A 12673-nucleotide genomic window follows, 5' to 3' on the forward strand; every position below is an offset into this window, starting at 1 on the left:
GTTGCTATGTTGCGCTGTGTTCAGGCCTCCGGTAATAGTGAAAAGAACGGCTAAAACCGTCGTCATGACCGGTGCTCTGTTTTCGGTGGGGTCCCCATCTGTTTTGTTCGCCTCAGCCGAACCTGAATTTCGCCACGGAGCCGGCTGACAGATCGATAATATTTTGCGATAACAGGGTAAACTTGGGGATGGGTGAATTCGAACTCTATCTGGCTTCGGCATCGCCACGGCGACGTGAGCTGCTGGCGCAGATCGGGATGCGTTATCAGCTGTTAAATGTCTCGATCAGTGAAATTCGACTGGATGACGAAACTGCTGAAAACTATGTCCGTCGGGTAGCGCGGGACAAGGCCCGCGCCGGTCGGCAGCTGCTGGCGCGGGACGATTCCCGCCCGGTACTGGGTGCCGATACGGTCGTGATGGTTGATGATTCGGTACTGGGCAAGCCCCGGGATCGGGCCGAGGCGCTGAGCATGTTGCAACAGCTGTCGGGACGGGAACATCAGGTCCTCAGCAGCGTGGCGCTGATCGACAGCGAAGAGCGTCTGGCGCTGAATCGCACGCAGGTCAGTTTCCGAAAGCTGGGCCGGGTGGAGTGCGAACGTTACTGGGATACCGGCGAATGTCGGGACAAGGCCGGTGCCTATGCCATCCAGGGTTATGCGGCCGCATTTGTTCGCGAATTGCGCGGCAGTTACTCGGGCGTGATGGGTTTGCCGTTGTATGAAACCGCCCAATTACTTCAGCAGGCCGGGATAGGCCTGTTTGGAAACCGGAATGAGTGGAGCCAGGATGAGTGAGGAACTGTTGATCAATGTCACGCCGCAGGAGACCCGGGTCGCCTACGTGGAAAACGGCATGTTACAGGAAGTGCATATTGAGCGGGCGCGCAAACGGGGACTGGTCGGCAATATCTATCGCGGCAAGGTCAGCCGGGTTCTGCCCGGTATGCAGGCGGCATTCATTGATATGGGCCTGGAACGTACCGCCTTTTTACATGTTTCCGATATCGCCGTACAGGGTGAGGATAACGGCGAGAAGAACTCGCAAACCATCATGGAACTGCTGCGTGACGGACAGGAAGTTATCGTGCAGGTCATCAAGGACCCGATGGGTTCCAAGGGCGCCCGCCTGACGACTCAGTTGTCGATCCCCTCGCGTTATCTGGTCTACATGCCGGGCGCCGAGCACATCGGTGTGTCACAGAAAATCGACGAGGAAACCGAGCGTCAGCGCCTCAAGGAGATCGTCGCCCGCCATGCACCGGAGTTCGATCCCGGCGGTTATATTGTACGGACCGTCGCGGAAGGGGTCCCCGACGAGGCGATTCTTAATGATATGCACTTTTTACAGAAGTTGTGGACAACCATTCAGGAACGAGGCCAGATCAGCAACGGCGAAGACGATAATCTGTTCTACGAAGATCTGCCCCTGGTGATGCGTACCATGCGCGATCTGAGCGGTAGCGATATCGAAAAGGTTCGCATCGACTCCAATGAAACCTATGAGCGGGTCAAAAAGTTCGCCTCCAAATTTATCCCCGATCTGGTTGATCAGATTGAATATTATCCGGGGGAACGGCCGATTTTCGATCTTTACGGTGTAGAGGATGAAATCCGCCGGGCACTGGAACGCAAGGTACAGCTTAAATCAGGCGGCTATCTGATTATCGATCAGACCGAAGCGATGACCACCATTGATGTCAATACCGGCGCGTTTGTCGGACATCGCAATCTCGAAGAGACGATTTTCAAGACCAATCTCGAAGCCACCCAGACGATAGTACGGCAATTACGACTGCGCAATCTGGGTGGAATTATTATTATCGATTTTATCGATATGGTGGATATCGAGCATCGGCGACAGGTGCTGCGGGCGCTGGAAAAAAATCTTGAACGGGATCACGCCAAAAACCATATCAGCGAAGTCTCGAGTCTGGGTTTGGTGGAAATGACCCGCAAGCGAACCCGGGAAAGTCTGGAACATATCCTATGCGAACCCTGTCCTACCTGTAACGGACGCGGCAACCTGCTGACGGCGGAGACCGTCTGCTTTGAAATTTTTCGCGAGATTCTGCGTGAAGCACGTCAGTTCGATGCGCAGCAGTTCCTGGTTCTGGCGGCACAACCTGTGGTGGATATGCTGCTGGATGAAGAGTCCACCAGTGTGGCTGAGCTGGAAGAGTTTATCGATAAACCGATCAAGTTCCAGGTCGAGTCCGAATACACCCAGGAACAGTTTGATGTGGTGCTCATGTAACGAATGACCGCTTCACACTGACAGAGCGACGATAGTCTAGGTGTCTACTGTAAAAACATACCTGCGAATTGTACGGCGTACCCTCTGGTACAGCCTGGCGGCCCTGGTGGTTATCCTGGCTGTACTGGTTTCCCTGTTTCGAATATTCCTGCCTGATCTGACCGCATATCGCGCGGATATGGAGCAGTTTGCCAGTACATTTCTGGATCATACCGTCAAAATCGAGTCTATGGATGCCCGCCTGGCCGGTTTCACTCCGATGCTGATTTTCGATGACGTGTATATGCTGGATAAAACCGGCGAGCATGAACTGGTACGTTTTGAACAGGCCCGGCTCGGCGTGGCTCTGTTCGAATCGATCCGTCAGGGACAGGTAGTCCCCCGGGACTTTACTATCGACGGTATACAACTGGCGATCACCCGACAGAAGGATGGACGTTTTTCTCTACAAGGTGTGGATGTCCAGGATCTTGAGAAAACCTTTCAGCCCGACCAGGCGCGAGGTTCGGGGGAGCTGTCGGATTGGTTGTTCAAACGCAGTCGCCTGGCGTTGCGTAACAGCACCATCTTATGGAAAGACCTGAAACAGGATGGTGAAACACTGCAGTTTGATGATGTGAATCTGGTATTGAGAAATGATAATCAGCGCCATCAGCTTAATGGTCAGGTCAACCTGCCGCAGAGAATGGGTGAACGTTTTGATATTGTCATGGATGTTCGGGGCAATATTCTTAATCCCCGCGATATGAAGGGTAAGATTTATATGCGCGGGGACAGCGTACAACTGGATCAATGGGGCGTGAAACCCGAATATATGGGTGTCAGTCTGCATTCGGGTATGGCGGATTTTCAACTCTGGGGAGACTGGGAGGATAATGCCATTCAAAAACTCAGTGGCGATCTGACGGCATATAACCTCAATCTTTCCCTGCCGGTGATAGACGACCCGCATAATGTTCAACTTATGAGCGGTCTGTTTGATGTTGACAACCGGGAAGATGGCTGGACGCTCAATGTGGACCGTTTTCAGTATATGAGTGTGGATGATGTCTGGCCCCAGACACGCTTTAGTATCAGTCGTCGGCATAACGAAAAAGGCCTGTCAGAGTGGCTCGTGGATACCGATTATTTTCGCCTTGATGATATTACCAGTCTGTTGTTGCAGACCAACTTGCTGGATGAACAACAATCCGAATTTCTGCAAACAGCAAAACCGGCCGGCGATGTACAGAATCTGCATTTTCGTCACAGCAAGAAGCCACAGGAGCGGGTGGCTTATCAGGTTCAGGCGGGGTTTGAACAGCTTTCAACCCGTCCGTGGCGTGATTTGCCGGGTGTTGACGGTCTGTCAGGTCGAATTCTTGCAGATGAACGGCAGGGGCGTCTGCAACTGCGATCCGGCTCCGGGGCACTGGATCTGCCGCGGCTGTTTCGCGAGCCGTTGGCGGTGAGTCGTTTCCAGGGTGATGTGCAATGGCAGAATGAAGACGATAACTGGCGTATTCAGAGTAACGATCTGGAAGTCGAAACAGCTGATATTGAAGCGGCGGGTGAATTGCTGCTGACTATTCCCAGGGAGTCATCAATTTCGCCTTATCTGGATATGCAGGTCAATTTTGCAAACGGCAAGGCGGCATCCGCCAGGCGCTATTATCCGACCGGAATTATGGGAAATGGGCTGGTCAACTGGCTGGATCGCGGTATTGTCGACGGTCATATCAGTCAGGGCGGGGTGGTGTTTAACGGCCGCTTGAGGGATTTCCCGTTTCGTGACAATCAGGGGCAATTCAAGGTTGAGTTTGATGCCCGGAATGCAACACTGGACTATCGGGAACAATGGCCCGAGCTTAGCGGGATTGACCTGTCAGCTGTTTTTACCGGGCGGGGGATGGAATTGTTGGTCCAGCGGGGCAAACTGTTTGATATGCGGCTCTCCCCGTCCCGGGTGCGGATTGATGATTTCAAATCACCGCAATTGCAATTACAGATGGATGCCAACGGTAAGTTGCCCGATGTCACGCGGCTTTTAACAGAGAGTCCCATTGCGCCGGGCGGGCGTGCCTTTGTGCAGCGTTCGAAGGTCAAAGGCAGTGTGCATACCCGATTTGAGGCAATGATTCCTCTGAATCCGCGCATCAAGAAGCAGTCACCGTTGCGCTATCAGGGCGAGTTAAATATAGACAATGGCCAGTTGCATGTATTGGATGGTCAACTGGCACTTTTGGATATCAATGGTCAAATCAACTTTGATCAGGACGCTTTGTCTTCCCGTGATCTGCGTTCTCAATTGTTTGATGAGACGGTTGAACTGACGCTCGATAGTCGGCAACTGAAGCAGGGAAACAAGCAAATCAGCATCCTGGCTGACGGTCAGGTGGACGCCCGTCGACTGGCGGAACATTTTGCCATGCCGTGGTCCGACGCGGTGGAGGGCAGAACGTCATGGCATGGCGAGGTAGTTGTGGAAAGTGGACCGGAGAGTGGTCAGCCACCACGGGTCCGGCTCGATTCCAATCTGAAGGGGGTCCGTTCGGATTTGCCTTCGCCGTTGAATAAACGTGCCGAAGAGTTTACCCCACTGAGCGCTGCAATGCGGTTTTCCAGTGACGGACCGGGTCAAATTTCGGTGAACCTGGCGGACAGACTCGGAGCCCGGGTGGAGCTGGAGCGGGGCGAAGCCCGAACAGAAGTGACTCGCGGTGCGCTGCACTTCGGCACGGGTTCGGCGCAACTGCCGTCGAATCGTGTTCTGCTGATCGACGGTGCACTGGACGGCTTCGACCCTGCCGCCTGGGACGGATTAATAAAGAGCGCGCAACAGGCCGATATCCTGGAGGGAGGATGGAATCTGCCGATCCGGCTTGATATGGCGCGCCTGGCGGTAGTGAAGGCAGCCGGGACAGCGCCAGAAAAAACCGCCGGATCGTCGACCGACGATTCACCACCGCCAAAGAGCCTTCCGGACATCCGCGGTCATATTGAGCAGTTGTTGTACGGCGAGCATGACCTCGGTCGGCTTGATGTCGAGCTCCAATCGCTGCAAAAAGGGCTGGGCTTGCGGCGCCTGATATTGCAAAGCGATAACATGCGTCTGCATGCCAGTGGTAACTGGTTATATGACGCCGGGGAACATGCCAGCAAGATCAATTTCGAGATGACCACGCCCGATCTGGGCCGGTTTCTGGATGAACTGGATTACACGGCGATCATTGAAGGGGGCGATACGGTGATCCGCGGCGACCTGCATTGGGCTGCCCCACCGATTGCCATGAGTTCGAAATTACTCAGCGGCACTCTTCAACTGCAGGTGGATAACGGCAATATCGTTAATGTCGAACCCGGTGCCGGTCGTTTGCTGGGGTTGTTCAGCCTCTCGGCCCTGCCGCGTCGTTTAATGCTGGATTTTCGGGATACTTTTCAGGAAGGTTTCAGTTTTGATGAAATGCGCGGCCGTATTCGGCTGGATGACGGCAATGCCTACAGTGATAACCTGCGGATTAGCTCGCCCGTGGCGGAAATCGGGATTGAGGGGCGAACCGGTCTGGTGGCCCGGGATTTCGATCAACGGGTCACTGTCATCCCCCGGATCGGCGACAGTTTGCCGATCGCCAGCGGCCTGTTGTTCGGCGCCCCGGTGGGCGCGGCGATTCTGTTCCTGGAAAAACTGCTCGGTGGCGGGATCGACAAAGCATCGGCAAAGCGATATCGGGTAACCGGCAGTTGGGAGGATCCTGTTATTACCCCGCTGGACGAGATGTCACAGTGATCGCGACCGATCCGGACGCTGGTTTGTGATGCGGTCGGCCTCTCCGCTTTGAGCAGCACTGACCTGCTGCCGGTTTAATGATATTCTTGGGGTATGATTAAAGCCTTTCTGACAGTCCTTCTATTCGGTTTTTGTCACGTTGTGGTCGCCGATACTGCGCACCGTCTGACGTTGGAACAGTGGTCGGTGCCGCGCAATGCCGAATCGGTGGTGGCCATGCCGGCGTTGTCCCGGGCCATGCAGGACTTTCACGCGACCTCCGGTGCCCGTCTGCGTATTCACCATCCCGGGGGCGATCGGGGCAGTCTGTGGGCGACGGAACTGCGCACCTGGTTGATTGCCCTGGGTGTTTCCTCCAGCGATCTTGAAATGCGTTCCGGTAGCGCCAATATTGATGTTATCGAGCTGGAGATTGTTTCCGAGGGTCAGAAAAGCGCGCCGATCATGACGATACTGCCCGATGAATCCACGGTGAATAACCCCTGAGCAGTACGCCCTTTCCCCAGTATAACGAGGTACAACCATGAAACGTGTGGCAGCTATCCAGATGGCTTCCGGCCCCAACGTGAGCGCCAATCTGACCGAAGCCGGTCGGCTGATCAGCCGGGCGGTGGAGGCCGGTGCGGCCTTGATCGTGTTGCCGGAGAATTTTGCCATCATGGGCATGCACGAAATCGACAAGGTCAAGGTGGGCGAACAGCCGGGCAGCGGGCCGATTCAGGATTTTCTGGCCGAGCAGGCGCGCAAGCACGGGATCTGGATTGTCGGGGGCACGCTGCCGCTGCAAGCCGATGACCAACAGCGTATCCGGGCCGCCTGTCTGTTATTCGATGATCAGGGACAGCAGGTGGCGCGTTACGACAAGGTGCATCTGTTTGATGTGCACCTGGCGGAAAATGCCGAAACCTATAACGAATCGGAAACCATCGAACCGGGGCGCGAAGCCACCGTGGTGGAGACCCCTTTTGGGCGTATGGGCATGGCGGTCTGTTACGATCTCCGTTTTCCCGAACTGTTCCGCAGCATGGCCGATCAGGGCGTGGATCTGGTCGCGTTGCCGTCGGCCTTCACCGCCATTACCGGCAAGGCCCACTGGGAAGTGCTGGTACGGGCCCGCGCGATCGAAAATTTGATCTATGTAGTCGCGGCGGCCCAGGGCGGTTACCATGTTAACGGACGCGAGACCTATGGCCACAGTATGATTGTGGATCCGTGGGGGATGGTGCTCGATGAGTTACCCAGTGGTTCCGGCTTTGTCAGTGCCAGGCTGGATCCCAAGCGCATCGCCGATACCCGGCGCAATTTCCCGGCTCTGCAACACCGTAAAATACCTTGTAAAGTGGCCTCATGACACAACCCGCACTCGATATCGCACAGGATCTGTTACTCGCTCCCGCCGGTCTGGGGGAACAGGAGCTGCAACGCACCCTCGATCAGCTGATGGGACACAGCGTGGACAACGCGGATCTCTATTTTCAATCTGCCCGCCAGGAGTCCTGGGTGCTGGAAGACGGCATCGTCCGCGAAGGCAGTCACAACATTGATCAGGGGGTCGGGGTGCGCGCCATCAGTGGCGAGAAAACCGGCTTCGCCTATTCGGACGAGATCGTGCTGCCGGCGTTGACCGAGGCGGCCACTGCTGCCCGCGCCATTGCCCACAGCGGCCGGTCCGGCCAGGTTCAGGGCTGGCAGCGGCAGGCCGGTCATGCGCTGTATCGGCCGGCCGATCCCATCGACTCGCTCGCCACGGCGGACAAGATCGCCCTGTTGCAGGCCCTGGACAAGGAGGCGCGACGCCAGGATCCGCGGGTCAAGCAGGTGGTCGTCAGCCTGGGCGGGGTGCAGGAGGTGGTGTTGGTCGCCGCCAGTGACGGCACCCTGGGCGCCGATGTGCGCCCGCTGGTGCGGCTCAATGTGCAGGTGATCGCCGAGCAGAACGGCCGTCGCGAGCAGGGCAGTGCCGGCGGCGGCGGTCGGGTCAGTTACGACTATTTTCAGCAGGATGAGCGCGGTCTGGATTACGCCCGCGAGGCGGTGCGCCAGGCGCTGGTCAACCTGGAGGCGGTCGACGCCCCGGCCGGCAGCATGCCGGTGGTGCTGGGACCGGGCTGGCCCGGCGTGCTGCTGCACGAGGCGGTCGGTCACGGTCTGGAAGGCGATTTCAACCGCAAGGGCAGCTCGGCCTTCGCCGGGCGGATCGGCGAGCAGGTGGCCTCGACCCTGTGCACCGTGGTCGATGACGGCACCCTGGCCGAGCGCCGCGGTTCGCTGAATGTCGACGACGAGGGCACCCCGACCGGGCATACCGTGCTGATCGAAAACGGAATATTGAAAGGCTACATGCAGGACAAGATGAACGCCCGGCTGACGGGCGTGGCCTCCACCGGCAACGGCCGGCGCGAATCCTACGCCCACCTGCCCATGCCGCGCATGACCAATACCTACATGCTGGCCGGGGAGAGCGACCCGGGCGAGATCATCGCTTCGGTGGAGAAGGGCATTTACGCGGTCAACTTCGGCGGCGGCCAGGTGGATATTACCTCCGGGCGGTTCGTGTTCTCCGCCAACGAGGCCTATCTGATCGAAAACGGCAAAGTGACCCGGCCGGTCAAGGGCGCCACCCTGATCGGCAACGGCCCCGAGGTGATGAACAAGATCGAGATGGTCGGCAACGACCTGCAACTGGACAGCGGCGTCGGCGTCTGCGGCAAGGAAGGCCAGAGCGTCCCCGTCGGCGTCGGCCAGCCGACCCTCAAGATCAGCAGCATCACCGTCGGCGGGACCGCCTGAAAAGCTTTTTACCGCAGAGACGCAGAGGTCGCAGAGGAATAATTTTGTTATTCAGATTTGTGTCGCGTACCGATGACAGTGGCAGGTTTTTATCATCGATCTTATCGGTTCAAATGTAAAAGCTGTTGATAATAGGCGAGAAAACGTCATTCCAGTCAAGATTGATTAAAGCTGTCTTTGCGTCCTCTGCGTCTCTGCGGTGATAAGTTAAATCAGGTATAGATCAGTTTTCGGTCATGAGCGTTTTGAGGTACTGGAACAGTTCGCGGGCGGCTTTGGGGGGCTTGTTCTGTTTGTGTTCGTTTCGGGCGCTGCGGATCAGTTGACGCACGTGCTGGCGGTCGGTCTCGGGCTGTTCTTCGACCAGTTGTTCCAGCGCGGCGTCGCCGTCGGCTAGCAGCCGTTCGCGCCACTTCTCCAGCTGGTGGAAGTGTTTGATGTCTTCCTCGAAGGGATGCATCACCCGGTCATAGGCCTGTTGCAGGGCCTCGGCGTCACGCTGGCGGATCAGCTTGCCGATAAACTGCATCTGGCGTTTGAGGGCGCCGTGTTGTTTGATGCGCCGGGCCTCGAGGATGGCCTGGCGCAGTTCGTCGTCCAGGGGGATCTTGTCCAGATCCCCCTGGGAGAGTTTGGTCAGTTCACTGCCGAGATCCTGCAGGGCGTGACATTCCCGCTTGCGCTGGGATTTACTGATCCACTCTTCGTCATGTTCATCATAAGTCATGGCGGCTATTTTACCCGCTAATGGCGGGGAGTCGACCGGAAAATACGATCTGCCGGCGCCGCGGGGCGTTTGTTCCCTCTCCCGCGGGCCCGTAGAATGACCTGATTAGCAGCAAATGAGAGATCCATGTCTGACAAGAATGTGAGTACCCGCGATGCGACGGCGCTGTTTGACACTGAACGTTATCAGCAGATGGTGGCCGATATGCTCGCGGAGGCCAGGCGGCTGGGGGCCAGCGCCGCCGAGGCGGCGGTCAGTCTCGAGTCCGGCCTGTCGGTGACGGTCCGCCTGGGCGAGGTGGAGACGGTGGAGCACAACCGGGACAAGGGCCTGGGGATCACGGTCTATTTCGGTCAACGCAAGGGCTCGGCCAGCACCTCCGACTTTGGTCCGGCCGCCATTGGCGAGACGGTCAAGGCGGCCTGTGACATCGCCCGGTATACCGAAGAGGATCCCAGCGCCGGCCTGGCCGATGCGGCCTTGATGGCGACGCGTATCCCGGATCTGCAGCTCTACCACCCCTGGGCGATCGGCGCCCCCGAGGCGATCGAACGGGCCCTGGCCTGTGAAGCGGTGGCGCGGGGGGCTGATGCGCGCATCACCAACTCCGAGGGGGCCAGCATCACCAGCCACAGCGGACTGCGGGTGTACGGCAACAGTCACGGCTTTGTCGGGGCCTATCCCAGTTCCCGGCACAGCATGAGCTGTACCGTCATTGGCCAGGATGAGTCGGGCATGCAACGGGATTACTGGTACACCCTGGCCCGGGATCCCGAGCAGCTCGACAGTGCCGAGTCGGTCGGGGAACGGGCGGCCCGGCGTACGGTGTCCCGTCTGGGCGCCCGCAAACTCACCACCCGCCAGGTGCCGGTGATGTTCGAGGCCGATGTGGCCCGCGGCCTGCTCGGGCACCTGGTGCGCGCTATCAGCGGCGGTGCCCTGTATCGCAACGCCAGTTTCCTGGTGGATTCGATCGGCCGGCAGCTGTTTCCCGAGCGGGTGCGTATCGATGAACGCCCCCATTTGCCCGGTGCCCTGGGCAGTGCGCCGTTTGATAACGAAGGCGTGGCCACCGCGCCCCGGACCCTGATTGAGGCGGGTGTATTGCAGGGCTACGTGCTTGACAGCTACAGCGCCCGTCGCCTGGGTATGCAAACCACCGGCAACGCCGGGGGCGTGCATAACTTGTATATTAATCATGACGATCTCAGTCGCGAGCAGTTGCTGCAACAGATGGGCAACGGCCTGCTGGTGACCGAGGTGATGGGGCAGGGCGTGAACAACGTGACCGGTGACTATTCGCGCGGCGCCTCCGGCTTCTGGGTGGAAAACGGCGAAATCCAGTACCCGGTTGAAGAGATCACCCTGGGCGGCCGGCTGCAGGACATGTACCTCGGCCTGCAGGCCGTCGGCAACGACGTCGACGCCCGCGGCAACATCATCACCGGCTCCTGGCTCATCGACAACCTGACCGTCGCCGGGGATTAGGGTTTTTTTACCGCAGAGGCGCAGAGGACGCAAAGAAGTTATATTAAATTACAGGAAGACCTTGTTCTGCACACAGATTCACGAATGGTTCAAAGCACATCAAAAATAAATCATCATTCAAGATTTTCTTCGTGTCTTGGTGTCTTCGTGGTAAAGATTTTCTTTGCGCCCTCTGCGTCTCTGCGGTGAAAATGTTTTAAATCAAAAACAGCGTCGCCAGGCCGAGGAAGGCGAAGAAGCCGACGACGTCAGTGACGGTGGTGAGGATCACCGAGCCGGACAGGGCCGGGTCGCCGCCCATTCGCTTGAGGATCAGGGGAATGACGGCGCCGGAGATGGCCGCCATGATCAGGTTGATCAGGATCGCGGCGGCGATGATGATGCTGAGCTTGACGCTGTTAAACCAGAAACCAGCAACGCTGGCGATCACGATGGCCCAGATCAGCCCGTTCCAGATCCCCACCCCCAGTTCCTTGCGAAAGATGGTCCGGGCATTGGTGGGGTTGATTTTCCCCAGTGCCATGCCGCGGATGACCAGGGTCAGGGTCTGACTGCCGGCGATGCCGCCCATGCTGGCCACCACCGGCATCAGCACGGCCAGTGCCACCAGTTGTTCGATGGTGGCTTCGAACAGGCCGATGACCCAGGCCGCCAGCAGCGCGGTGAGCAGATTGATCGCCAGCCAGACACTGCGGCGTCGGGTGCTGGTCAGCACCGGCGCGAACATGTCCTCTTCCTCGTTCAGACCGGCCATGCTCATCAGGGAGTGATCGGCTTCTTCGCGAATGACGTCGACCACGTCGTCGATGGTGATCCGGCCCATCAACTGACCGTCTTCGGCGATAACCGGGGCGGTAATCAGGTCGCGGCGCTCGAACAGGTTGGCCACGTCGCGGGCCGACATATCGACCGGGATCCCGATGACATCATGTTCCATGACCTCCGCGACGCTCATCTCCGGATCACTGGTCAGGATGACGGTCAGGGGGAGCAGCCCCTGAAAGCGACCTTCGCGATCCACGACGAACAGGCTGTCGGTCGATTCGGGGATACTGCCGCGGCGGCGCAGATAACGCAGGACCACGTCCAGGTTGGTATCGGCCCGGACGGTGATCATGTCCAGGTCCATCAAACCGCCGGCTGAATCCTCCGAATAGGACAGAACCGAGCGCAGCCGCTCGCGCTCCTGCTGCTCCATGGAGAGCAGGATTTCCTGCACGATATCCCGCGGCATCTCCGGCAGCAGGTCGGCCAGATCGTCGGTGTCCAGGGATTCGGTGGCGGCAACCAGCTGGTCGGTGTCCATCCGGTCCATGATGGCGCTGCGCACATCATCGGCGAGATGGACCAGGATCTCCCCTTCGGAATCGGCGGGGACGTGTTCCCAGACTACCTGGCGATCGCTGGAGGGGAGGGATTCGAGCAGATGGGCGATTTCCTGGGGATGCATCTCCTCTAGAAAATCCTCGATCTGTTCATAATCTTCGTCTTCGGCGCGGAGGATGGCGAGGAGTGACTGCAGGACGTCACGGTATTCTTCTTTTGTTTCAACTTCGGCCATTGGTCCGTTCCCGTATCCACCCTGCTGAAAGTTTAACAAGCCCGTGGATGAATTGGGAACTGTCGGGGAAGTTTTTATTCAT

At 58.0% G+C, this 12673-nt stretch carries 9 protein-coding genes; 7 read left to right on the forward strand and 2 right to left on the reverse strand.

The window, feature by feature from the left end; all coding sequences use genetic code 11:
- The first annotated feature begins 188 nt into the window (after nucleotides 1-188).
- The 6 genes from EDC23_RS08935 to tldD all read left to right on the forward strand — a co-directional run bounded on the left by EDC23_RS08935 (nucleotide 189) and on the right by tldD (nucleotide 8815).
- On the forward strand, nucleotides 189-800 hold the full coding sequence (locus EDC23_RS08935) for a Maf family protein (protein ID WP_134083706.1): 612 nt from the start codon (nucleotides 189-191) through the stop codon (nucleotides 798-800).
- Nucleotides 793-2259, forward strand: coding sequence for a ribonuclease G (rng, locus tag EDC23_RS08940; protein WP_134083708.1), 1467 nt, complete (start codon nucleotides 793-795; stop codon nucleotides 2257-2259). The genes EDC23_RS08935 and rng overlap by 8 nt, the downstream gene beginning before the upstream one ends.
- 40 nt (nucleotides 2260-2299) lie before the next feature.
- A complete protein-coding gene (locus tag EDC23_RS08945) occupies nucleotides 2300-6025 on the forward strand; it encodes a YhdP family protein (protein WP_134083710.1) in 3726 nt (1241 codons plus the stop codon).
- Nucleotides 6026-6118: 93 nt separating this feature from the next.
- Nucleotides 6119-6511 carry a hypothetical protein gene (locus EDC23_RS08950; protein ID WP_134083712.1) on the forward strand — a complete coding sequence of 131 codons (393 nt, stop codon included), beginning with the start codon at nucleotides 6119-6121 and terminating at the stop codon, nucleotides 6509-6511.
- Nucleotides 6512-6548: 37 nt separating this feature from the next.
- Nucleotides 6549-7376, forward strand: a complete 828-nt coding sequence (locus EDC23_RS08955; RefSeq protein WP_134083714.1) for a carbon-nitrogen hydrolase family protein — start codon at nucleotides 6549-6551, stop codon at nucleotides 7374-7376.
- Nucleotides 7373-8815 (forward strand): metalloprotease TldD, encoded by a 1443-nt coding sequence (tldD, locus tag EDC23_RS08960; RefSeq protein WP_134083716.1) that lies wholly within the window; start codon nucleotides 7373-7375, stop codon nucleotides 8813-8815. Before EDC23_RS08955 ends, tldD begins: the two co-directional genes overlap by 4 nt.
- A 223-nt stretch (nucleotides 8816-9038) precedes the next feature.
- Here the strand turns inward: tldD and yjgA are convergent, their stop codons facing one another.
- On the reverse strand, nucleotides 9039-9542 hold the full coding sequence (yjgA, locus tag EDC23_RS08965) for a ribosome biogenesis factor YjgA (RefSeq protein ID WP_134083718.1): 504 nt from the start codon (nucleotides 9540-9542) through the stop codon (nucleotides 9039-9041).
- Nucleotides 9543-9668: 126 nt separating this feature from the next.
- Here yjgA and pmbA point away from each other — a divergent pair, with 126 nt between their 5' ends.
- The gene (pmbA, locus tag EDC23_RS08970; RefSeq protein WP_134083720.1) at nucleotides 9669-11030 is read left to right on the forward strand and encodes a metalloprotease PmbA; all 1362 of its coding nucleotides are present in this window, start codon (nucleotides 9669-9671) and stop codon (nucleotides 11028-11030) included.
- Between the two features lie 196 nt (nucleotides 11031-11226).
- Here the strand turns inward: pmbA and mgtE are convergent, their stop codons facing one another.
- On the reverse strand, nucleotides 11227-12591 hold the full coding sequence (gene mgtE, locus EDC23_RS08975) for a magnesium transporter (protein WP_134083723.1): 1365 nt from the start codon (nucleotides 12589-12591) through the stop codon (nucleotides 11227-11229).
- Nucleotides 12592-12673: the final 82 nt, after the last annotated feature.

The sequence above is a fragment of the Thiohalophilus thiocyanatoxydans genome (genome assembly GCF_004366735.1).
Classification (GTDB): Bacteria; Pseudomonadota; Gammaproteobacteria; order UBA6429; family Thiohalophilaceae; genus Thiohalophilus; species Thiohalophilus thiocyanatoxydans.